The following is a 23,432-nucleotide window of genomic DNA, read 5'->3' as shown; positions in this document are numbered from 1 at the left end:
CGACAAAGGTGGCACGCTGGTCGTCGAGGCAGTGCCATGGGAGGACGAATGGTTGAGTTGAGCGCAGGTGAGCTACGGCTCGTCGGCCTGCACGACGACGGGGAGCATCTCCTGCTCGCGAGCCCCGGGGGCGCGCAGTACCGGTTGCCGATCACCGACGCGCTGCGCGCCGCGGTGCGCCGCGACCGTCCGCAGCTGGAGCACCTGAGGTCGACGTCGGCAGGTTTCCTGCCCCCGCGTGAGATCCAGTCGAGGGTCCGGGCCGGGATGACGGCGGAAGAGATCGCGACGAGCGCCGGGATCACGGTCGAGCAGGTCCGCCGGTACGAGGGGCCTGTCCTCGCAGAGCGCGAGTTCATCGCCCAGCAGGCGGCCGCCACCCGCGTAGGTCGTGACAGCAGCTCGCCCACGCTCGGTGACCTCGTGACGGACCGGCTGGCGGCGAGGGGTGTCGACACGAGCGATCTGGCATGGGACGCCGCGCGCCCTGACGGGCACGGCTGGATCGTCTCCGTCGGCTTCGAGGTGGGTGGCCAGGACCGGCTCGCCCGGTGGACCTTCGACCACTCCGCCCACGCGCTCCACGCACTGGAGGACGAGGCACGGTGGCTCTCCGAGACGGAGATCGCCGACGAGCCGATCCCCCGCCGTCACCTCGCTGCGGTGCGCAGCACGGTCTTCGACGTCGAGGCGGACGGGTCCATCCGGCCCGTCCTCGACGCCGTGGACGCGAGGCACCCGGGTGCCTCGCCCACCGGCCCGACCCCAGACGAGCTGGCGGAGACCGCTCTCGACGAGACCTCGTCGTTGCTCGACGACCTGCGCGGCCGACGCGGCGTACGCCAGCAGGTCGACCTCCACGACGATGACGACGACGGCTTCGAGGGTTTCGGTCCGCCCGCCGCGTTCGACCTCGACAGACCCGGACCACGCCCCGTGGGCGACGCACCCGGAGCGCACCCGCTCGACACAGGTTCCCTGCGCTCCGCCCGCGTCTACCCCGTCCCCTCCTCGGCCTCGCCTGCGCCCGGCGGTGCCGACGAGCGCGACGACGCACACGGCACGGACCACGATGCTCCACCCGTCGCGCTCGACGAAGGCGCACGTCCCGCGCCGCGCCGCGCCGCCGGGTCGTCGAGCGCCCCGTCGACAGGTTCGGCACCCACCGTCTCTGGGGGATCAGGTTCCCGACCGTCGGGTCCGGGGTCCTCGGACGCCGTCGAGGCGTCGTCCGAGCACGCGGATCCCGAGGACCGCGCGGCCGTCAAGGGGCGTGCACCGCGCCGCGCCCGGTCGAAGGTGCCGAGCTGGGACGAGATCGTCTTCGGGGCGAAACCCGAGTAGCACGGGCCGGTCAGGCGCTCACACGCCGACCGTGAGGAGCGGCACCCGCATCTCACGCGGCGTGAGCGAGCCGTGCACCCCGACGAGATCGAGCGACCGCGCGGTCTGGGTGCGCGAGTCGACGATCGTGCCGCGACCGGTCACCGCAACCACGACGTCGCCGATGTACGGGTAGACGTGGTCGCTCACAGGCCCGAGGAGCCCTGCCTCGATGATCTCGTCCTTCGTGGCGACGAGCGCTCCGTCGCCGAGGACGTCACGCCAGCGAGACACGACCCCTGCGACGCCCTCGCGCTTGCGCGCGTACACGTGGACGGCCCGCGGTTCTCCCGCCACGAGCTTGACACCCTCCGCGAGGCCCTGCGTCGCGGCGACGTCCCACCGATGCGTGAGGTCCACGTCGACCATCCCGTGGTCGGCGGTGACGACGACCTGCGTGCCGCGCGGCAGGAGCCGGACCAGCCGGGCGAGCTCGCGGTCCGTGCGTTCCAGCTCCTCGCCCCACGCCCGTGACTCCGAGCCGTGATGGTGCCCGACCTTGTCCACGTCCCCCCAGTACAGGTAGACGAGCCCCGGGGCCATGAGCTCGTAGGCGGTGACGTCCACGCGGTCGGCGAGCGACTCGGCGCCGCGGTGGAAGCCGCCTCGGAGGGCAGCCTGGGTCATGCCGGACTGCGCGAAGCGGGACGGGCCCACCGACGTCACGGATCGTCCTGCGGCGCTCATCCGCTCGAAGACGGTCTCCTCGCGCTGCAGCGTGGTGGGCTCCGCCGCCCCCTCCCACGAGACGAGGTTGGCGAGGCCACCGGTGCTGGGCTCACGGACGGTGTACCCGAGCATCCCGGTGCGTCCGGGGCACGTCCCGGTCCCGAGGATCCCGATGGAGGCCGCCGTCGTCGAGGGGAAGCCGCAGGTGAGGTCGGTCCCGTCGCGCAGGAGCGACCGCAGGAACGGGGCGTGGCCGCTGCGTTCCCGCAGGTTCTCGTATCCGAGACCGTCGACGAGGACGACGCAGACGCGCTCGGCCGTGTCCAGCCCGAGCAGACGGCGTGAGCGCTCGAAACCGCCGCTCTCGTCAGGTGTGCCGAGCGCTCCAGCCGCGGCCGGAAGCACCGCCGCGAGGCTCCGTCCCGTGTAGTCGGGGGCGAGGAACCCGTGCCGGGCGAGCTCGTCGGTCACGCCGGTGGTCGTGCCGGGCGAGCTCACCGAGATCCGCCGCGCGCGCCGTACCCTGTCGCCGCGGACAAGGCGCGTGCGAAAGAGACTGCGGCACGGACGGCGTCCTGGCCCTCGGCCTGGGCGCTGATCCGGACGAGGACGTCGTCGTTGGCCATCGAGCCGGTGAGCCCGTGGTCACCCTCGCACTGGGGGTCTCCGCACTGGGCAGGCTCCAGGTCGATGCGCGAGACGGCGCCCCAGCCGATGGCGAGCGTCAGCTCGGCCGGGGGGTCACCGGCCGCGTGCTTCTCCGGCGCGTTGACCATGTGCGTGAGGACCACGGACTTCACCTGGGACAGCGGCACGGCCTCGGTCGTGGCGGCGGCGCTCGACCCCGCGTGGGCGTGCGCGTGCGGGTGGGCGGGGTCTGCGTCCGTGTCGTCCTCCCCCGCGTGGTCGTCGACGTGGGCGAGCACCAGGCGAGAGGCTGTGAGCACGAGGACCGTCACGTGCCGTCGTACCTCCGACGTCGCGAAGGTCGTCTCGACGTGGACGAGGTGCGCCTCGACGGGCTCGTCGGCGAGGGCCACGTCGATGACGTCGGCGACGAGCTCGGGGTAGTACCCGGCTCGGTCCAGCTGGCGGCGAAGGTCTGCACGGTGATCAACGATGGGCGAGGGCACCCCACCATCCTAGTCAGGTGCGCACCGCGCACCTGTCGCCGGCAGCCGCGACCCGGTTCAGTCGGGGAGCGTCCGACGCAGACCGTCCTTGCGGTTGGCCGCGCCGAGCGTGACCCGTGCGGAGAGCACGGCCGCGCCGTGCTCGGCGACGACGACCGGGTAGAGCTCGAGCGAGCGAACCTCGGGGAGGTCGTCCGCCATCTCCGAGACCCTGCCGATGAGGTCCTCGATGGCTGCGGCGTCTGCCTCCGGCAGACCCTTGTAGCCGAAGAGACGCGGGGCCGCGCGCACGGAGCGGACCATCTGCGCGACATCGGTGGTCGTCAGCGGCGGCACTCCGTAGCTGACGTCGCCGAGCAGGTCGATGGCGTCACCGGAGAGACCGAAGGACACGACGGGGCCGTAGAGGACGTCCTCGGTCGAGCGCACCACGCACGCCACCCCGGCGGGCGCCATCCGCTGCACCTCGAGCGGTGTGGCCGACGCCCGCACGGCCGCGGGAAGGTGCTCTGCGAGCGACAGGCGCATCTGCTCGAACGCGGTCCGCAGCTCCTGCTCGTCGGCGATGTCGAGCCGCACCCCGCCGAGGTCCGCACGGTGGCGCAACGACTCGGCCGTGCTCTTGAGGGCGACCGGCCAACCCAGCTCGTGCGCCGCCTCGACGGCGGCGTCGGCGTCAGCGACCGGGACGGCTCGCCAGGTCTCGATGCCGTAGCAGCGCAAGAGGTCGCGTGCGGCCGCCGTCGGGAGATCGCCCTCGCCGTGCTGCTCGACGAGCGCACGCGCGCCCGTCACGTCGATGTCGGGGTACTCGAGCCCGCGCCCGTGGTCCTGCGAGCGCCACGCGGCGTAGGTGACGACGGCGCCGAGCGCGAGGACAGCATCCTCGGGCGTGGAGTAGGCGGGCACGTGGACGACCGTCCCGTCCGGGCCGTCGACGCTCAGCTCGGGGACGAACCCGTGGAGCCCGAGGACGCTGACCACGGTCGGTCGGCTCGTCCTCGCGGCGGCCTGGGCCACCGCGCGCGAGAAGCGTCCGTCCTGGTCACCGAGCACAGGGACGTGGACGGCGACGACGACGTCGCAGGCACCCTCCGCGTAGACGTCGTCGACCGCGCGGACGATCTCGTCGTCGGCGGCATCCTCGGCGACGAAGCCTGCGGCGCCCGTGACGATCATGCCCGCTGCACCGGCCGCCTCGGCCACGATCGCTGCGAGCGGCGCGGAGCTCGCGATGATCCCGACCCGGCGACCGGCGGGCAGCGGCTGGTGGGCGAGGAGCTGGACGATGTCGATCATCTGGTGGGTGTTCTCGGCGCGGATCACCCCGGACTGACGGAACATCTCCTCGAGGGTGCGGCGCGGCGCCCGGGTGGTGCGCACGGCGTGCCCAGGCGGCACGATGTGGCCCGAGCGTCCTGCGGTCACGACGACGACGGGCTTGACGAGGCCGAGCCGGCGAGCGATGCGCGAGAACTTGCGGGGGTTGCCGATCGACTCGAGGTAGAGACCGACGACCGACGTGGACTCGTCGTCGTGCCAGAACTGCATGAGGTCGTTGCCGGACACGTCCGCGCGGTTGCCTGCCGAGAGGAAGGACGAGAGGCCGAGGCCGCGGCGTCGGACGGTGGCGAGGATCGTCACGGCGATGGGTGCGGACTGGCAGAAGAGCCCGACGACACCGGCGAGAGGACGCCGGTCAGCGAGCGAGGCGTTGAAGGTGGCGCCCGTGCGGGCGGCGAAGAGCCCGTACGACGCGGGTCCGACGATCCGCATCCCTGCGGCGTGCGCGGTCCGCACGAGCTCGCGCTGCAGCGCCAGGCCGTCGTCGCCGGTCTCGGCGTAGCCGGAGCCGAGGACGACGACGCCGCGCACCCCGAGCCGGGAGAGCTCACGGACGGCCGCGACCGAGTCCTCCGCCCGCACGGTGAGCACCGCGAGGTCGATCGGCCCGGAGACCTCGTCGAGGGTGTCGAAGCGGTCGAAGGTGTCGAGGGTGCCGTGGGTGTCGAGCGCGTCACGCACCGCGACGGCCGAGAGCCCGACGACGTGGAGCGGGACTCCCCCGGTGACTCCGAGACCGCCGGTGAGCGCGCGGACCGCGAGGCGGGTCTCGTGCGCGTCGGCAGAGCCGCGCACGGACGCGACGAGGACGACCGAGCGTGGGGAGAACAGGCCGTGCATGCTCCGCGCCTCGGCGCGGTGCTCGCGGTCGGCCATCACCTGGCGCGACCTGTCCGTGGGGTCGAGGTGCACGCTCACGGTGACGATGCCGTCGTCGACGTGCTGGGTCATGTCGTAGCCCGCCTCGCGGAACACGGCGAGCATCTTCCCGTTCTGCGGGAGGACCTCGGCCGTGAACCGCTGGACACCGACCTCGCGAGCCGCGGCGGCGACGTGCTCGAGCAGCACCGAGCCGACACCTCGGCCCTGGTACGCGTCGCTGACGTTGAACGCGACCTCCGCCTCGCCCGGTCCGATCCGGTCGAAGCGCGCGACGCCGATGATCTCCTCCTGCCCGGCCGGTGTGGACGTCACCCCGACGAGCGCGACCCGGTCGCGGTGGTCGAGGACGGTGAAGCGGGTGAGGTCCCGCGGCGAGAGCTGCTCCATCGCCGCGAAGAACCGCATGTAGGTCGAGCGTTCGGACTGTCCCCTGTGGAAGCGCTGCAACGCGTCGCGGTCCTCAGGACGGATGGGGCGCACGTGGGCCGTGCTGCCGTCGCGCAGGACGACGTCCGCCTCCCACTCCACCGGGTACGGCGGGGCCGCGGGGTCCTCCCCGTCCGGACCAGGGTCCACGTTGACGTCCTCTTCCGTGCTCACACCCCCCAGGCTATGGCCTCGGGCGCCGGACGTGGTGGACGACGTGTGGGCGTCCGCCTCCGGGTGCTCCCTGGTGGGCCCGTGTCAGCAGGCTCGTGTCACACTGTGGCGCGCCCACCACCCCACGCCCGGTGGAGAGGCAACAATGGACCGTTGACCGCTCCCCCGCAATCCTCAGGAGTCGTACCCATGGCACGCAAGCCGACCGGCGATCAGGTGATCGACCCGGCGGACGTCGTCGAGAACATCATCGACATCGACGTCGCGACGGAGATGGAGGGCTCGTTCCTCGAGTACGCCTACTCGGTCATCTACGCCCGTGCCCTTCCCGACGCCCGCGACGGCCTCAAGCCGGTCCAGCGCCGCATCCTCTACCAGATGGCGGACATGGGCCTGCGGCCCGACCGGGCGCACGTGAAGTCCTCCCGCGTCGTCGGTGAGGTCATGGGGAAGCTCCACCCGCACGGCGACACGGCGATCTACGACGCCCTCGTGCGCCTCGCGCAGTCCTTCTCGCTGCGCCTGCCGATGATCGACGGCCACGGGAACTTCGGCTCGCTCGACGACGGGCCGGCTGCCCCCCGCTACACGGAGGCGCGTCTTGCCGCGCCGGCGATGCTCATGACGACCGGCCTCGACGAGGACGTCGTCGACTTCGTACCGAACTACGACAACAAGCTCACCCAGCCCGAGGTGCTCCCCTCGGCGATCCCCAACCTCCTCGTCAACGGAGCGTCCGGCATCGCGGTCGGCATGGCGACCAACCTCGCCCCGCACAACCTCATCGAGGTCATCGCCGCCGCACGCCACCTCGTCGCGCGCCCGGACGCGACGCTCGAGGACCTCATGCGCTTCGTCCCGGGACCGGACCTGCCCACGGGCGGGAAGATCATCGGCCTCGAGGGCATCCGCGACGCCTACCGGACCGGCCGGGGCTCCTTCAAGACGCGCGCGACGACACGCATCGAGTACGTCACGCCGAAGCGCAAGGGCATCGTCGTCACCGAGCTGCCGTACCTCGTCGGCCCGGAGAAGGTCATCGAGAAGATCAAGGAGGGCGTCCAGGCGAAGAAGCTCTCCGGCATCACGGCGGTCACCGACCTCACCGACCGTTCCCACGGCCTGCGCCTCGTCATCGAGATCAAGACCGGCTTCAACCCCGAGGCCGTCCTCGAGCAGCTCTACCGCTACACGCCGATGGAGGACTCCTTCGGCATGAACAACGTCGCCCTCGTCGACGGCCAGCCGCGAACGCTGGGCCTGCGGGAGATGCTCACCGTCTGGGTAGCCCACCGCATCGACGTCGTCCGGAGGCGCTGCCGGTTCCGGCTCGACAAGAAGCTCGCTCGACTGCACCTCGTCGAGGGACTGCTCCTCGCGATCGTCGACATCGACGAGGTCATCCAGGTCATCCGCTCCTCGGACGACACGGCGACCGCCCGCGCGCGACTGCGCGAGGTCTTCGACCTCTCCGAGCTCCAGGCCGACTACATCCTCGAGCTCCAGCTGCGCCGTCTGACGAAGTTCTCGCGGCTCGAGCTCGAGAAGGAGCAGTCCTCCCTCGCGGAGGAGATCGCCGAGCTCCAGGCGATCCTCGCCGACGAGTCACGGCTGCGCGGCGTCGCGAGCCAGGAGATGGCCGACGTCGCGAAGGTCTACGGCACCCCGCGTCGCACCATCCTGCTCGACTCCGCCGGTGCGGGCGTCAGCGGGGCGATCGGGACGGTGAGCGTGCGCGGCTCCGCCGTGCCGCTCGAGGTCGAGGACTCGCCCTGCTGGGCGATGCTCTCCGCGACCGGTCTCCTCGCCCGCTCGAGCGGCGCCGAGGCACCGTTGCGGGACGACCACCGCCATGCGCACGACGTGCTCGCCGCAGCCGTGGCAACCACGGCCCGCGCCGAGATCGGTGCCCTCACCTCCCGCGGTCGCATCGTCAAGGTGTCCGTCCTCGACCTCCCGTCGCTGCCCCCGACGCAAGGCGCACCGAGCCTGTCGGGAGGCGTGCCGGTCGCCGAGGTGTGCACCCTCGACCCGGGCGAGCGCATGATCACGCTCGTCTCCCTCGACGACGACGCACCGACGCTCGCGCTCGGCACGGCGAACGGGACCGTCAAGCGTCTCGCTCAGGGCGACGTGCCCAACCGCGACGCCTGGGAGGTCATCTCCCTCAAGGACGGTGACGAGGTGGTCGGCGCGACCCCGGTCACGGACGCCGACGAGCTCGTGTTCGTCAGCTCGGACTCCTCCCTGCTGCGCTTCGCCGCGAGCGCGGTGCGCCCGCAGGGTCGGACCGCGGCCGGCATGGCGGGGATCCGGCTCGCTCCCGGTCAGCGGGTGGTCCACTTCGGCGGCATCGCCGCCGACGGTCCCGCGAGCGCGGTCGTGACGGTCGCGGGTGCCTCGGACGCGCTCCCGGGCACGGAGACGGGCAGCGTGAAGATCACGCCCTTCGACATGTACCCGGCCAAGGGGCGCGCGACGGGTGGCGTACGTTCGCAGCGGTTCCTGCGTGGAGAGGACACCCTCGTCCTCGCCTGGGTCGGGGTCGCTCCCCCGCACGCCACCGGCTCCGCCGGTCAGCCGATCGACCTGCCGGAGGCCGACCCGCGACGTGATGCGTCCGGCGTGGCGCTCCCCGCTCCGGTGCACGCTGTCGGCTGAGCCTCCCACCGCTCCGGCGCCACCCCTCGGGCCGCTCGCACCCCGGTGCCCGAGGGGCGGTCACCCGGCCGCCCCTAGACGGCCGGAACCTAGACTGGCGGCATGCTCACCCCCCGCGCCGCCGCGCTGAAGTCCGCCATCGCCACCCGGGTCGTCGTCGCCGACGGTGCGATGGGCACGATGCTGCAGGCGCACGACCTCACGCTCGCGGACTTCGCCGACCTCGAGGGCTGCAACGAGATCCTCAACGTCACGCGCCCTGACGTCGTCGAGGCCGTGCACGACGCCTACTTCGCCGTCGGGGTCGACTGCGTCGAGACGAACACTTTCGGTGCGAACTGGTCGAACCTCGGCGACTACGGGATCGACGACCGGATCGTGGAGCTCGCCGAGGCCGGTGCCCGCATCGCGCGCCGCAGCGCCGACAAGCACTCGACGCCGGACCGGCCGCGCTGGGTCCTCGGGTCCATGGGCCCGGGCACCAAGCTGCCGAGCCTCGGGCACACGACGTACGCGCACCTCAAGGGGACGTTCGCGCTGCAGGCGACCGGTCTCGTCCGCGGTGGTGCAGACGCGCTGCTCATCGAGACGTGCCAGGACCTGCTCCAGGCCAAGGCTGCGATCAACGGGGCCAAGGAGGCGATGGTCGAGGCCGGCGTCGAGGTCCCGATCTTCGTCCAGGTGACCGTCGAGACGACCGGGACGATGCTCATGGGGTCGGAGATCGGCGCCGCTCTCACCACCCTCGCAGCGCTGGGGATCGACGCCATCGGTCTCAACTGTGCGACCGGTCCGGCGGAGATGAGCGAGCACCTGCGCCACCTTGCCAAGCACTCGAGCGTGCCGGTGACGTGCATGCCCAACGCTGGTCTCCCCGTCCTCGGCGCGAACGGCGCCCACTACCCCCTCACCCCGGTCGAGCTCGGGGTCGCGCACGAGCAGTTCGCCCGCGAGTTCGGGCTCGGGCTCGTCGGCGGGTGCTGCGGCACCACCCCTGAGCACCTGCGCGCGGTCGTGGAGCGCGTCGGCGCGCGCCCGGTCGTCGAGCGGGCGCCGGTGCCCGAGCACGGAGTCGCGAGCCTCTACACGCACGTCGACTTCGACCAGGACGCGTCGTTCCTCGCGATCGGCGAGCGCACCAACGCCAACGGGTCGAAGGCCTTCCGGGAGGCGATGCTCGCGGAGAACTGGGAGGAGTGCGTCCAGATCGCCCGGGCCCAGACGCGTGACGGTGCGCACCTGCTCGACGTCTGCATCGACTACGTCGGCCGCGACGGGGTTGCCGACATCCGGTCGGTCGTCTCCCGGCTCGCGAGCGCGTCGACCTTGCCGCTCGTCATCGACTCGACCGAGCCACCCGTCATCCAGGCCGGCCTCGAGCTCATCGGCGGCCGCGCCGTCGTGAACTCGGTGAACTTCGAGGACGGGGACGGCCCGACGTCGCGCTACGGCCGCATCATGCCGCTCGTCAAGGAGCACGGTGCCGCCGTCATCGCACTGACCATCGACGAGGACGGCCAGGCGCGCACGGCCGAGGGCAAGGTCGCCATCGCGTCACGCCTCATCGACGACCTCGTCGGCACGTGGGGGATGTCCGTCGAGGACATCATCGTCGACACGTTGACGTTCCCCATCGCGACCGGCCAGGAGGAGACGCGCCGCGACGCGATCGAGACGATCACCGCGATCCGCGAGCTCAAGGCTCGTTACCCCGGTGTGCACACGACCCTCGGAGTCTCCAACGTCTCGTTCGGGCTCAACCCGGCGGCCCGCGTGGTCCTCAACTCGGTCTTCCTCCACGAGGCCGTCCAAGCCGGGCTCGACTCCGCGATCGTGCACGCCGCGAAGATCCTGCCGCTCGCGAAGATCCCCGACGAGCAGCGTCAGGCGGCGCTCGACCTCGTGTGGGACAAGCGCGAGTTCGACGCCGACGGTGCCATGACCCACGACCCGCTCGCGCGCCTGCTCGACCTCTTCGCCGGAGTCGACAGTGCCGCGCTCAAGGACGTGCGCGCCGCCGAGCTCGCGGCGCTCCCCCTCGGCGAACGGCTCGAGCGCCGGATCGTCGACGGCGAGCTCAAGGGGCTCCACGACGACCTCGATCTCGCGCTCACCGAGGGCATGCGGGCCCTCGACATCATCAACGACCACCTCCTCGCGGGCATGAAGGTCGTCGGTGAGCTCTTCGGCAAGGGCGAGATGCAGCTGCCTTTCGTGCTCCAGTCAGCTGAGGCGATGAAGACCGCCGTCGCGCACCTCGAGCCGCACATGGAGAAGTCCGACGAGGCCGGCAAGGGCACCATCGTCCTCGCGACCGTCCGAGGAGACGTCCACGACATCGGGAAGAACCTCGTCGACATCATCCTCACGAACAACGGGTTCACCGTGGTGAACATCGGCATCAAGCAGACGATCGCAGCGATGATCGACGCGGCCGAGGAGCACGGTGCTGACGTCATCGGCATGAGCGGCCTCCTCGTGAAGTCGACCGTCGTCATGAAGGAGAACCTCCTCGAGCTCTCCGCCCGCGGCCTCGCGGGGAAGTACCCCGTGCTCCTGGGAGGCGCCGCGCTCACGCGCACGTACGTCGAGGACGACCTCGCCGGGCTCTACGACGGCGAGGTCCGCTACGCCAAGGACGCCTTCGAGGGCCTGCGCCTCATGGAACCGCTCGTCCGGATCGCTCGCGGCGAGGCCCGCGACGCGGTCGGCCTGCCCCCGCTGAAGAAGCGTCGCCACGCCCTCGTCTCCGTGACGCAGACCCCGGACGAGGATCTCCCCTCCCGCTCGGACGTCGTTGCCGACAACCCCGTGCCGACACCACCCTTCTGGGGGACCCGCATCGTCAAGGGGATCGCTCTCGCCGACTACGCCGCGTTCCTCGACGAGCGCGCGACCTTCATGGGGCAGTGGGGTCTCAAGCCGTCCCGCGCCGACGACGGCGCGTCCTACGAGCAGCTCGTCGAGACCGAGGGCCGCCCCCGCCTGCGGGAGTGGCTCGACCGCATCAAGACCGACGAGATGTTCGAGCCGGCGGTCGTCTACGGCTACTTCCCCGCGGTCTCCGAGGGCAACGACGTGATCGTCCTCCACCACGAGGGGCCGGACGGCGGCTCGGGCGGCACGCCCGGCACGGAGCGGCTGCGCTTCACCTTCCCTCGTCAGCGCCGCGACCGCCACCTGTGCCTCGCGGACTTCGTCCGGCCGAAGGACTCGGGCGAGGTCGACGTCGTCGGCTTCCAGCTCGTCACCGTGGGCGCCACGGTCAACGACCACACCGCGAAGCTCTTCGCGGCCGACAAGTATCGGGAGTACATGGAGCTCCACGGCCTCTCCGTGCAGCTCACCGAGTCGCTCGCCGAGATGTGGCACTCCCGCATGCGCGAGGAGCTCGGCTTCGCCGCCGAGGACCCGGCAGACCTCGAAGGGATGTTCAAGGTCGCCTACCGCGGCGCCCGCTACTCCCTCGGCTACCCGGCGTGCCCCGACATGGAGGACCGCCGCAAGGTCGTCGAGCTCCTGCGCCCGGAGCGCGTGGGCGTCGAGCTGTCCGACGAGCTCCAGCTCCACCCCGAGCAGTCCACCGACGCCTTCGTGTTCCACCACCCGCAGGCGAAGTACTTCTCGGTCTAGCCGAAGGTCCCGCGTCGCCGAGCACGGCGGAAGGTCCCGAGGACCGGCCGCCCGAGGACGACGACGGCGACGGCGTTCGTCACCGCACGCACGGTGTCCCAGGGGAGCGACGTGACGACCGTGAACGCGACGAACCGGCGGACGTTCTCGGCGAGACCTCCCCCGGGCACGTAGGAGATCCTCGTGTCCCCGCCGAGCGCGAACGGCCAGAACCACAGGTTCATGAGCGCGCCGAAGACGTAGGCGACGACGACCGCGTAGCCGGCGAGCGCGGCGATCTCACCGCGCCCTCGGGGCCGCACACGGCCGGCGAGGAACCGCCCGAGGAGGCCGGCGCCGAGGCCGATCCACGCGGCGGCGAACATCTGGAAGGGCAGCCACGGGCCGACGCCGGCCGTGAGCAGCGCCGACGCGAAGAGCGACATCGCCCCGAGCAGGAAGCCGAAGGTCGGGCCGAACACGTACCCGGCGAGCACGAGCAGGAAGAACACGAGCTCGACGCCACCGGTCCCCGCGCTCACGAGCCTCAGCGCGGCATTGACCGCACAGAGCACGCCGAGCATCGCGAGGCTCCTGGCGTCGAGCCCGTCGGAGCCCAGCTGCGCGAGCACGAGCACGAGGAGCACCGGCAGCAGCACGAGCACGAGCCACGGCGCGCTCTGCCCGCCCGCGCGGGGCAGGACGCTCGCGAGGAGGGGCCAGCAGAACATCGCCAGGCCAAGGACGCTCGCGACGGCGAGCAGGACGACCGACGCTGCCCGCCGACCGGGGGCGACCTCCCGTCCGAGGAGCGAGGCCACCGGCTGGTCCGTCATGAGCGATCCGTGACGACGACGTCGTCCATGCGCATCCAGGGACCCGGGGAGAGGATCTTCGCGATCTGCGGGGCGAAGCCGGGCGACCCCGTGAGCATCGGGCGCGCGTCGCCGTCGGCGACGACCTCGCCCTGGGTCATGAGGACGACGCGGTCGGCGACGTCGGCCGCGAGCTCCACGTCATGGGTCGCGACGACGACCGCCACCCCGCGCTCGGCCATCGAGCGCAGCGCCGCCACCAGCCGGACCTTGGCGTCGTGGTCGAGACCCCGCGTCGGCTCGTCGAGGAGGAGGACGGGCGGCTCGGTGGCCAGCACGATCGCGAGGACGAGCGCGAGACGCTGCCCCTCGGAGAGGTCCCGCGGGTGCACTCCCGGGTCCACCCCGGTCGCTCCGGTCGCTCCGGTCGCTCCGGTGCCGCCGCCCACGATCGAGTCGAGAATCGCCCTGGTCGTCCCTGGCGCGCGGTGCGCGTCGGAGTCGGACGCGGCGCACTCCTCGGCGACCGTCTCGAGGTAGAGCATCGCCGTGACGTCCTGCGGGACGAGCCCGACGAGCGACCGCGCGCGAGACGGGGACACCGCGTACGGGTCGACACCGTGCACCTCGACCGTTCCCCCGTCGCGCCGGCCGCTGCCCTGCAGGCTCCACAGCAGCGACGACTTGCCGGAGCCGTTGCGGCCCATCAGCGCGGTGATCTCGCCCGCCTCCAGTGCGAGGTCGACGCGGTCCACCGCCGGGTCCGTGCCATAGCGCACGCTCACCTGGTGGGCGACGAGCACGGGGCTGCCACGGCGAGCCGTACGTGGAGCAGGTTCCGGGGGCCGGACGAGCGTCGGGACGAGGTCGCGGGCGAACCTGCGGGCGTCGCGGACGGTGAGCGGCACCGGTGACCAACCGGCAGCCACGGCCAGCCGGACGATCGGTGGGGCGACCGACGTGCCGGGCAAGATCTCCTGCGGAGAGCCCGTCGACACTCCCCCTGCCCCGTCGAGGAGCACGACCGTGTCCGCGAGCGGGACGACACGCTCGAGCCGGTGCTCAGCCAGGACGACCGTCAGCCCGAGGTCGTGCACGAGGCGTCCGACCGTCGCGAGCACCTCCTCTGCGCCGACCGGGTCGAGCGCCGAGGTGGGTTCGTCGAGGAGGAGCGCACGTGGTGCACCGGTGAGCACCGCGCCGATGGCGACGCGCTGCTGCTGGCCGAGCGAGAGCGTCTCGAGCCGCCGGTGGCGCAGATCGGCGATCCCGACGAGGTCGAGAGTCTCCTCGATCCGCCGCCGCATCGTCCTCGGGTCCACACCGTGCTGCTCCATGCCGAACGCGAGCTCGGACTCCACGTGCGCCGTGACGAAACCGAGCGCGGGGTTCTGGCCGACGTAGCCGACGGTCCCGGCGAGGTCTCGCGGTTCGACGTCGCGCGTGGACCGACCGTCGACGAGCACCTCCCCCGTGACCCGACCACCGGTGAAGCGTGGCACGAGCCCGTTCATCGACCGCAAGAGCGTCGACTTCCCCGTACCGGTCGGACCGACGACGAGGGCCAGCTCGCCGGCGCCGACGACGAGGTCGACGTCCGCGAAGAGCACCGGGGCGCCGTCGTAGGCGAAGCCGAACGATCGCAGCTCGATCATCGAGCCCTCCTCGACGCCACGAGCACGGGGACCGCGAGAAGGAGCGGGCCGAGGAGCGCAGGAACGCTCAAGGCCGGTCCGCCGCCGAGCGCAGGCGTCCTGACCGACGGTGCGACGAGCACGGTCACGACGAGCGCAGCGGCGAGCCCGCTCGCGGCCGTGACCGTCGAGCCCGCCCCCCAGCGGTCCGGCCGGTAGACGGTGCGCCGAGCGGTCCGGTCGAGGAGTGCCGCACCCACGCCTGCTCCGACGGCGCAGCCCGCGAGCGACGGCGCGAGCCACACCGGCCACGCGTCGTCGAGCAGCCCGTAGGCCGCGAGCGCCACGCACAGGACCGCACCGAGCACGCAGACCGGCTGGCCTGCCGACATCATCCGACCGGTGGGGCTCAGGCCCCTCGGCGCTGGCAGGCTCGCACCCAGGCCGCGCGCCTCCATCGCGGCCGCGAGCGCGACGGAACGCTCCATCGTGGACTCGAGCACGGGCACGACGACGCCCCGGAGCCCCGACCGTCCTCCGCGCAGCCGTGCGGCGCTGCGGACGTCCTGGGCGCTGCGGGCCAGCTCGGGAAAGACCGAGACGGCGATGACGAGGGACGTCGAGAGCCCGGCGAGCGAGGGTGGGGCGTGCTTGAGGAGCTGGAGCACGTCGGCGAGCGTGTGAGCGGCGCCGACCGCGAGGATGACGGCGGCGAGCTGGAGTCCACCGCTCACGGCGCTCGAGAGCGCGTGGGTCGTGAGCGTGCCGAAGAGCTCGAGCGGGCCGATGGTCACCGTCGGGAGGGTGAGGAGCGGTGTGCCACCGCTGTCGGGAAAGACGCAGCGGAACACGACACGCACCACGACCACGGCGGCGGACACCCAGAGGTAGAGGCTGAACCTGCGCAGGTCCCCGGGCGATGCGCAGGTCGCCACGACGAGGCACGTCGTGGCGACGAGGAGAGCGAGCACGAGGATGTTCGACGTCAGGGTTGCGGCCGTCGCCGTCGCGAGCGCCCACACCCACCACGCCCCGGGGTGGACCGGGAGGGTGGACCCGGCGGGAGTCATCGGCGTCTCCGCGCGAGTGCGACGCTCGCGAGGCCCATGACCACGACGAGCGTCACGGCGACGACAGCCAGGACCGTGTCGTCCGAGGCCCCCGTGCGCCGGTCGTCGGCGCTCGTGCCGGCGGTCGCCTCGGACGCGTCCTCGGGCGACCCGGTGCGCCAGGTCCAGCCGTCGCCCACGATCCCGTCTCGTGCGTCCTCGGCGGAGACCGACGGTGGTTCTGGGCTGTCCGTGCCCAGCGAGAAGACGAGGCCCAGCGCGGCACCCGGTTCGAGCTCCAGGTTCGCCGCGCCAGTCTGCGCGTAGGTCCATGCACCGCCGGGTGCGGCCGTCCAGAGCGTCCAGTACGCCTGTGCGGACGGTGTCCGGTCGCATGTCTCTCGGACGACCCCGCCGTCGGGCAGGACGATCTCCTCGGACGGCCCGGGGCGCCCGTCGACCCTGCAGACGAACGCGGCCCCCCACTGTGCCGTCCCGTCGACGCGGACGCCGGCGTCACGCAGCGCCTCGAGCCCGTCTGCGCTCCCCGGCGTCGTCGGGTCGCTCGGTGCACACCCGATCGACCCGACGCCAGCGGACCCGTCCGCGGCGGGGGGCAGGGCTGCCGTGTCGACGACGACGAGGACCCCCTCGCACGGCGACGACGGGCGAGCGCCCTCGGCCCGCACCGCCGGGGCACCGGCGACGAGCCCTGCAGCGAGGACGGTGGCGACGAGAGGAGCGAGCACGGCGACTCCTAGCCGAGCAGCCCGGCCAAGCCCGTCCCCGCGAGTGCGACGAGAGCCTGCGACGTCGCCCGCGCGTCCGGGACCCCGGCGATCGTCAGGGCCCCAGCATCGTCGCCCGAGTCCACCATCTGCGCCTCGAGCCACGCGAGCGCCTGCGCGTCGTCCTGCGCTGCGTCGTGCAGACCGATCGCGGCGACCGCGGTGCTGTTGACGCTCGGCTCTGCCGGTTCGGCCGAGAGCCAGTACTGTCCGTCGGCGTCGCTCTGTGCCGTCTCGGTCAACCAGTCGACCGCGCCGGCGACGCGTGGGTCCTCGACCGGCACGCCGGCCGCGACGAGCGCAGAGACGGCGAAGCCCGTCGCGTCGGCGTCGGCGTCGCACGTGCCCGTGGGTTCGTCCGCGAGCGCTGCCGGGTAGCCTTCGCCGGCGCACTGCTGGGCTGCGAGGAAGTCGACGGCCGTCGACGGCGCCTCGCCGGCCTGGCTCAGCGCGAGCACCGCCCAGGACTGGGAGACCGTCTGGGAGTAGTCGGCCTCGCCGAGGTCGGTGAAACGGCCTGTGGGTGCCTCGCGAGAGGTCAGCTCAGCGAGGAGGTCGCGGCCGGTCGCCTCAGCCGGGTCCAGCCCCGCGACGGTGAGCGTCGCGGCGAGCTTCGCGACCGATCCCACGTACAGGCTGGTCGCTCCGTCCCCCACGTAGGACGTGACGACCTCAGGGTCGGCGAGGGCCTCCGCGACCGTGGCTGCGGCGGCGGGGTCCCCCGCAGCCGTGAGCGCGAGCGTCACGTCGGCGGTCAGGCCGGGATCCGGGTAGCTCTGGCCGTCGAACTCCGTGACGAAGAGGCCGTCGACCCCGGCCTGCTCCATGAGCCAGGCGCTCGCGACGACGGTCGCCCCGGGGGCGGCGGTCGCGGTCGGCGACGGCTCGGGTGAGTCCGCAGGGGAGCAGGCGCTCAGGGCGAACGCAGCGAACGCCACGAGGCTGGTGAGAGGGAGAGCACGCAATCGACGACATCCTCGGTGTGGTGGGGAGAGCCTCAGCACAGCGCTGGAGACCCTGAGAGTCTAGGTCCGGGGGCGTCCCCGGGCCTTCGCCGTCTCACGCCCCGCACCCCGCAGGTGCGGCTCCGTCAGAGCTCGAGGGAGTACATCCGCGACCCGCTCGACTTCACGAAGCCGAGGCTGGAGTAGAGGCTGGAGGCCCCCGACGGGTTGTCGGCGTCGACGTCGAGCTCGGCGAGCTCCATGCCGCTCTCCCTGTAGGCGTCCATGGCGGCGGCGATGAGCGCGACGGCGATCTTGCGACCTCGGTACCCGCGCCGGACGCCCAGGGTCTCGATGTACCCGCTCGTGTGCCCCGTGACGGGCCAGTCCTGCTCGTAACGGCTGGAGAGGAGATATCCAGCGACGTAGGGCGTATCGGTGGACGCCTTCGTCGTGTCGACCACGACGAAGCTCCACCCGGGCGCGAACATGCTCCGGCCCTGGACCCACGACTCCCGCGTCGCGGGCTCGCTCCCCCAGTGATCACGGAACGCGTCGTTGTGCGCCCGGCGCGCGGCGTCGTCGAGGCTCTCGTCCCACGGCACGACCCGCAGCTCCGGCTCGAGCGCGACGTCGTGCGTGGGCGCAGCCAGGTCGCGGCGCAGGTTGGAGTAGAACCGGACGGCCGTGTAGCCGGCGGCCTCGAACAGGTGCCACTGGTCCGGCGCGGTGTCGTCGAGGAACGCAGCGATCCGACCGGGCACGTCCTTGCCCGACTCGGCGAGCTTCTGACGGGCTCGTGCGGTCATCCAGGCGAGCACCTCGCGGCCCACGCCGGCACCACGCACCTCCGGGTGCACGCCACCCGCGATGAACACGCGGACCACGGACTCGTCCCCGGGCGGCGCCTCGACCGTGCCGTAAGCCCGGAAGACTCCGTGCTCGTCGATGCCGACGACCGTGTCCCGGGCGTTGTCCTTCCACTCGCCGACGAAGATGTCGTCGACCTCGCTGGGGGCCGTCCGGTACGGTGTCCCGTCCGCGTCCTCGATCGTCGCCATGAGGGCTGCGAGCCGCGCACCGTCGGCGGGGCCCATCGGGCGCCACCGAAGACCGAGGTCCGCAGAGGGCAGGGACACGACCGTCGGCGCACCTGCCCGCTCGGCGATGCTCGCACGTCTCGTCGTCTCACTCATGGATCCAGCTCTCGCTCATGGACCCAGACTAGGGACACCACTGGGGTCAACCACCGCTTTTAACACTGATGTTACGCATCGGACACCCGAGAGCCAGGCCACCGACGGGCACCTCCGGGGCCCCCACCCGCGACGGCGCCCGTCACCCGGGCCTCCTCAGGCGTCGATGCGCGACCGGTCGAGGGCGTTCGCGCCCGCGATGATGAAGTCCTTGCGCGGTGCGACGTCCGAGCCCATGAGGAGCTCGAAGACGTTCTCGGCGGCCTCGGCGTGGTCGGCCGTCACCCGTCGGAGCGTCCGGTGGCGCGGGTCCATGGTCGTCTCCGCGAGCTGGTCGGCGTCCATCTCCCCCAGGCCCTTGTACCGCTGGATGTCGTCCTTGTAGCGCTTTCCCGACTTGTCGAGCTTCTTGAGGGTCGCAGCAAGCTCGGCCTCGGAGTAGGTGTAGATGTACTCGTTCTTGCGGGACCCCGCACCGATCACCTCGACCCTGTGCAGCGGCGGGACCGCTGCGTACACGCGGCCGGCGTCGACGAGCGGACGCATATAGCGGAAGAACAGCGTGAGCAGCAGCGTGCGGATGTGCGCACCGTCGACGTCGGCATCCGTCATGAGGACGACCTTGCCGTAGCGCGCGGCCTCCAGGTCGAACGACCGGCCAGAGCCCGCGCCGAGCACCTGGATGATCGCGGCGCACTCGGCGTTGCGCAGCATGTCGCTCACCGAGGCCTTCTGGACGTTGAGGATCTTCCCCCGGATCGGGAGCAGCGCCTGGAAGTCGGACGAACGCGCGAGCTTGGCGGTGCCGAGCGCACTGTCACCCTCGACGATGAAGAGCTCGCTGCGGCCCACGTCGTCGCTCCGGCAGTCGGCGAGCTTCGTCGGGAGCGACGAGGTCTCGAGCGCGTTCTTGCGTCGCGAGATCTCCTTCTGCTTGCGCGCGGAGAGCCGCGCACGCATCTCGGCGACGATCTTGTCGAGCAGGAGCGAGGCCTGCGTCTTGTCGTCGCGCTTGGGCGACGAGAACATCGCGGTGATCTGCTGCTCCACCACACGAGAGACGATGGCCCGCACCGGGGCCGTGCCGAGGACCTCTTTCGTCTGCCCCTCGAACTGCGGCTCAGCGAGGCGCACGGTGAGGACGGCCGTGAGGCCCGCGAGGACGTCGTCCTTCTCGATCCGTTCCGCGCCGTCCTTCGTCGAGACCTTGAGCTTGCGTGCGTTCGTCTCGACAGCCTTGCGCATGACCTTGAGCAGCCCTGCCTCGAATCCGGCGAGGTGCGCCCCACCCTTGGGGGTCGAGATGATGTTGACGAAGGTCCGGACCTCGGTGTCGTAGCCGGTCCCCCAACGCATCGCGACGTCGACCTCGCAGTCGCGCGTGACCTCCTGCGGGGTGAGGTGACCGCGGTCGTCCAGGACGGGCACAGTCTCCTTGAACGTCCCGGCGCCCGTGAGGTGCCAGGTCGCCGTGACGGGCGCGTCGGGCGCGAGGAACTCGACGAAGTCGACGGTCCCACCGTGGTGCACGAACGTCTCCTCGTGCGGCCCGGACTCCCCCGGGGTGCCGGGCAGGCCCCGCTCGTCACGCACGGTGATCTTCAGGCCCGGGACGAGGAAGGTCGTCTGGCGCACGCGGGTGACGAGCTCGTCGTAGGAGAACACGGCGCTCTTCGGGAAGACCTGACGGTCCGCCCAGTACCGCACGCGTGTCCCCGTCTGACCTCGCTTGGCCTTCCCGACCACGACGAGCTCCGAGGTGTCGGTGAACGGCGTGAAGGGCGAGTCCGGGCCAGGTCCGGACGCAGAGTCGTCGAAGAGACCCGGTTCTCCGCGCCGGAACGTCATCCGGTGGATCTTGCTCCCGCGATCGACCTCGACGTCGAGTCGCGAGGACAGAGCGTTGACCACGGATGCACCCACGCCGTGGAGCCCTCCGGACGCCGTGTAGGAGCCGCCCCCGAACTTCCCGCCGGCGTGCAGCTTCGTGTAGACGACCTCGACACCGCTCAGTCCCGTCTTCGGCTCGACGTCCACAGGGATCCCGCGGCCGTCGTCGCTCACGGACACGGAGGTGTCCGCGTGCAGGACGATGCCGATCTGGGTGCAGTGCCCACCGAGAGCCTCGTCGACCGAGTTGTCGATGATCTCCCACATGCAGTGCATGAGGCCGCGGGAGTCGGTCGACCCGATGTACATGCCGGGGCGCTTGCGCACGGCCTCGAGCCCCTCGAGGACAGAGAGGTGCCGCGCGGTGTAGCTGGATTCAGCGGATGCAGTCGTCACGGTGACCGAGCCTAGTGCCTCCCACCGACGCTGCTCTGCTGCCGTGCCGTGCCGCAGCGGAGGACGGACCGAATACGCGCGGAGCGAACCACCCGCTCTCGGTACGCGCAAACGTGGACCCAGGTGGTTTCATTGCAGAGTGACTACAACGACGACTGAAGCTCTGACCGTGGCCGACCGCTGCGACCGCTGCGGCGCTCAGGCCTATGTTCGCGTCCTCCTCCCGGCGGGCGAGCTGCTGTTCTGCGCGCACCACGCGCGCGCTCACTCCGACGCCTTCGCGAGCATCGCCACCCACATCCAGGACGAGACGGACCGCCTTCTCGAGGAGCACGGCGCCGGCGCACGCAGCTGACGCTTCCTGGATCGACCGCTTCCACCTCGACGCGGTCCCGACAGCACGCACGAAGGAGCCCGCCCCCTCGAGGGGGCGGGCTCCTTCGTCGTTCCGGCTCTGTCGAGCCCAGGCGGTCCTGGTCAGTCCAGGTAGTCGCGCAGGACCTGTGACCGGCTGGGGTGGCGCAGCTTCGACATCGTCTTGCTCTCGATCTGCCGGATGCGCTCACGCGTCACGCCGTAGACCTTGCCGATCTCGTCGAGCGTCTTGGGCTGCCCGTCCGTGAGGCCGAAGCGCATGGACACGACACCCGCCTCGCGCTCAGAGAGCGTGTCGAGCACCTGGTGGAGCTGCTCCTGGAGGAGCGTGAAGCTCACCGCGTCTGCGGGGACGACCGCCTCGGAGTCCTCGATGAGGTCACCGAACTCGCTGTCGCCGTCCTCGCCCAGGGGCGTGTGGAGGGAGATCGGCTCGCGTCCGTACTTCTGGACCTCGACGACCTTCTCGGGCGTCATGTCGAGCTCTTTGGCGAGCTCTTCCGGGGTGGGCTCGCGCCCGAGGTCCTGGAGCATCTGACGCTGCACACGAGCGAGCTTGTTGATGACCTCGACCATGTGGACGGGGATTCGGATCGTGCGTGCCTGGTCGGCCATGGCACGGGTGATCGCCTGACGGATCCACCACGTGGCGTAGGTCGAGAACTTGTAGCCCTTCGTGTAGTCGAACTTCTCGACGGCACGGATGAGGCCCAGGTTCCCCTCCTGGATGAGGTCGAGGAAGAGCATCCCGCGGCCGGTGTAGCGCTTGGCGAGCGAGACGACGAGTCGCAGGTTGGCCTCGAGCAGGTGGTTCTTGGCACGACGACCGTCGCCCGCGATCCACTCGAGCTCCCGGCGCGCCTTCGGCTCGAACTTCGTGTCCGACGCGAGCCGCTCGTCCGCGAAGAGACCGGCCTCGATGCGCTTGGCGAGGTCGACTTCCTGCTCCGCGTTGAGGAGCGCGACCTTGCCGATCTGCTTGAGGTAGTCCTTGACGGGGTCCGCCGTCGCGCCGGCCGTGATGACCTGCTGCGCGGGAGCGTCGTCGTCGTCCGCGTCGGAGTACACGTAGCCGCGAGACTCGTCGCCCTCCTCGGCCGCCTTCTTGGCGACGGCCGCGGGGTCGACCTCCTCGAGCTCGGCGACCTCGACACCGTCGGACACGTGGCCCTCGTCGTCGGACGCCTTGCGCCGGGGGCGCTTGACGGGTGCGGCCTTCGCCGCGGCCGCCTTGCGCGGAGCCCGCTTGGGGGTCTCGGACTCGACGCCCTCCCCCGAGGTGACGACGTCGGCCGGTGCGGCTGCAGCAGCCTCGGCCGCTGCAGCCTTCTTCGCTGCCGCGGTCGTCCTCGGCTTGACGGCGCGAGCGGTCGCGGTGGTGCTGCGAGTCGTCGCGGCCGCAGCGACCTTCATGGTCGGGAGGTCGACGTCGACGCCGGCGGACACGAGGGCGCGGAAGACGACCTTGAGACGCTTGGCGTCGGCAACCTCCGCGTGCTCGCAGGCAGCGCGGAAGCTCTCGGCATCCACACGGCCGTGGGTCGCCCCACGTCGGATGAGATCTTGCAATGCTGGGTGCTCGAATTCGCGCGGAAGAGCGGGATTCGCAGAGATGGGCGCCACAAACGACCTTTCGGCATCTCAGGTAGGCGGTGTCCGGCTGGCTCCGATGGTGTTCCAGAGCTGCCGTAAACCCATATTGTACTTGCCGACACGGCGAGTCACGCCCTCGAGGGGCGATCTGGCCGGGTTCCCTACCGACTTCTCGGGTGATCTCCGGTCGTGGTCACGTCCGGCACCGAGGACTCCGGCGGCTGCCGGGGCTCTGGAGAGAGAACGTCCGACGGACCGAAAAGATTCCGGGTCAGCCCTGGAGCTGGCGCTCGGGCTTGACCGCGAGCACGGGGCACGGGCTCTCGAGGAGGATCCGCTGGGCGTTCGACCCGAGGATGAGCTTCCCCACCGGGCTGCGACGTCGCAGCCCGATGACGATGACGTCCGCAGAGACCTCCTCGGCGACGGCGATGAGGTCCTCGGAGACGTCGTGACGCTCGTCGAGCA

Annotated in this window: 16 protein-coding genes; 4 read left to right on the top strand and 12 right to left on the bottom strand. The window is 71.4% G+C overall.

The genetic code is table 11. The features are described 5' to 3' along the window. Positions 1-48: 48 nt before the first annotated feature. The gene (gene sepH / locus ABKW26_RS17240; RefSeq protein ID WP_348595253.1) at positions 49-1,344 is read left to right on the top strand and encodes a septation protein SepH; all 1,296 of its coding nucleotides are present in this window, start codon (positions 49-51) and stop codon (positions 1,342-1,344) included. A gap of 18 nt (positions 1,345-1,362) precedes the next feature. On the opposite strand, the gene ABKW26_RS17235 is transcribed toward sepH, so the two are convergent. The 3 genes from ABKW26_RS17235 to ABKW26_RS17225 are packed head-to-tail and all read right to left on the bottom strand — an operon-like array spanning position 1,363 to position 6,011. Continuing rightward, positions 1,363-2,550 carry a nucleotide pyrophosphatase/phosphodiesterase family protein gene (locus tag ABKW26_RS17235; protein WP_348595252.1) on the bottom strand — a complete coding sequence of 396 codons (1,188 nt, stop codon included), beginning with the start codon at positions 2,548-2,550 and terminating at the stop codon, positions 1,363-1,365. Beyond that, positions 2,547-3,185 carry a DUF5998 family protein gene (locus ABKW26_RS17230; RefSeq protein WP_348595250.1) on the bottom strand — a complete coding sequence of 213 codons (639 nt, stop codon included), beginning with the start codon at positions 3,183-3,185 and terminating at the stop codon, positions 2,547-2,549. The genes ABKW26_RS17235 and ABKW26_RS17230 overlap by 4 nt, the downstream gene beginning before the upstream one ends. A 57-nt stretch (positions 3,186-3,242) precedes the next feature. Next, complete coding sequence (locus ABKW26_RS17225) at positions 3,243-6,011, bottom strand: GNAT family N-acetyltransferase (RefSeq protein WP_348595248.1); 2,769 nt, start codon at positions 6,009-6,011, stop codon at positions 3,243-3,245. A gap of 189 nt (positions 6,012-6,200) precedes the next feature. On the opposite strand from ABKW26_RS17225, the gene ABKW26_RS17220 reads away from it, so the two are divergent. Continuing rightward, a complete protein-coding gene (locus ABKW26_RS17220) occupies positions 6,201-8,672 on the top strand; it encodes a DNA topoisomerase (ATP-hydrolyzing) (RefSeq protein WP_348595247.1) in 2,472 nt (823 codons plus the stop codon). A gap of 102 nt (positions 8,673-8,774) precedes the next feature. Beyond that, positions 8,775-12,305 carry a methionine synthase gene (gene metH, locus ABKW26_RS17215; RefSeq protein ID WP_348595246.1) on the top strand — a complete coding sequence of 1,177 codons (3,531 nt, stop codon included), beginning with the start codon at positions 8,775-8,777 and terminating at the stop codon, positions 12,303-12,305. Here the strand turns inward: metH and ABKW26_RS17210 are convergent. The 7 genes from ABKW26_RS17210 to ABKW26_RS17180 form a co-directional block, all read right to left on the bottom strand. Beyond that, the gene (locus ABKW26_RS17210; RefSeq protein ID WP_348595245.1) at positions 12,302-13,120 is read right to left on the bottom strand and encodes an ECF transporter S component; all 819 of its coding nucleotides are present in this window, start codon (positions 13,118-13,120) and stop codon (positions 12,302-12,304) included. The genes metH and ABKW26_RS17210 overlap by 4 nt on opposite strands. Next, positions 13,117-14,754 carry an ATP-binding cassette domain-containing protein gene (locus ABKW26_RS17205; protein ID WP_348595243.1) on the bottom strand — a complete coding sequence of 546 codons (1,638 nt, stop codon included), beginning with the start codon at positions 14,752-14,754 and terminating at the stop codon, positions 13,117-13,119. The genes ABKW26_RS17210 and ABKW26_RS17205 overlap by 4 nt, the downstream gene beginning before the upstream one ends. Next, a complete protein-coding gene (locus tag ABKW26_RS17200) occupies positions 14,751-15,803 on the bottom strand; it encodes an energy-coupling factor transporter transmembrane component T (RefSeq protein WP_348595242.1) in 1,053 nt (350 codons plus the stop codon). The genes ABKW26_RS17205 and ABKW26_RS17200 overlap by 4 nt, the downstream gene beginning before the upstream one ends. Further along, positions 15,800-16,531, bottom strand: coding sequence for a hypothetical protein (locus ABKW26_RS17195; RefSeq protein ID WP_348595241.1), 732 nt, complete (start codon positions 16,529-16,531; stop codon positions 15,800-15,802). The genes ABKW26_RS17200 and ABKW26_RS17195 overlap by 4 nt, the downstream gene beginning before the upstream one ends. Positions 16,532-16,539: 8 nt before the next feature. After that, positions 16,540-17,535, bottom strand: coding sequence for a hypothetical protein (locus tag ABKW26_RS17190; RefSeq protein ID WP_348595240.1), 996 nt, complete (start codon positions 17,533-17,535; stop codon positions 16,540-16,542). A 125-nt stretch (positions 17,536-17,660) separates the two neighbouring features. Beyond that, positions 17,661-18,710: a GNAT family N-acetyltransferase gene (locus tag ABKW26_RS17185; RefSeq protein WP_348595238.1), complete on the bottom strand. Its 1,050-nt coding sequence runs from the start codon at positions 18,708-18,710 to the stop codon at positions 17,661-17,663. Between the two features lie 156 nt (positions 18,711-18,866). Next, on the bottom strand, positions 18,867-20,996 hold the full coding sequence (locus ABKW26_RS17180) for a DNA topoisomerase IV subunit B (protein ID WP_348595237.1): 2,130 nt from the start codon (positions 20,994-20,996) through the stop codon (positions 18,867-18,869). A 139-nt stretch (positions 20,997-21,135) separates the two neighbouring features. Between ABKW26_RS17180 and ABKW26_RS17175 the strand changes: the two genes are divergently transcribed. After that, on the top strand, positions 21,136-21,351 hold the full coding sequence (locus ABKW26_RS17175) for a hypothetical protein (protein WP_348595236.1): 216 nt from the start codon (positions 21,136-21,138) through the stop codon (positions 21,349-21,351). Positions 21,352-21,473: 122 nt separating this feature from the next. Here ABKW26_RS17175 and ABKW26_RS17170 read toward each other — a convergent pair whose 3' ends face one another. Both ABKW26_RS17170 and ABKW26_RS17165 read right to left on the bottom strand, forming a co-directional pair. Further along, complete coding sequence (locus ABKW26_RS17170) at positions 21,474-22,994, bottom strand: RNA polymerase sigma factor (RefSeq protein WP_348595234.1); 1,521 nt, start codon at positions 22,992-22,994, stop codon at positions 21,474-21,476. Between the two features lie 241 nt (positions 22,995-23,235). Next, on the bottom strand, positions 23,236-23,432 hold a 197-nt coding region (locus ABKW26_RS17165; protein ID WP_348595232.1), incomplete at its 5' end, for a universal stress protein.

It is taken from the genome of Sanguibacter sp. 25GB23B1 (assembly GCF_040012415.1).
In the GTDB taxonomy this organism is placed as follows: Bacteria; Actinomycetota; Actinomycetes; order Actinomycetales; family Cellulomonadaceae; genus Sanguibacter.
This window is presented reverse-complemented; position numbering and strand designations above follow the sequence as displayed.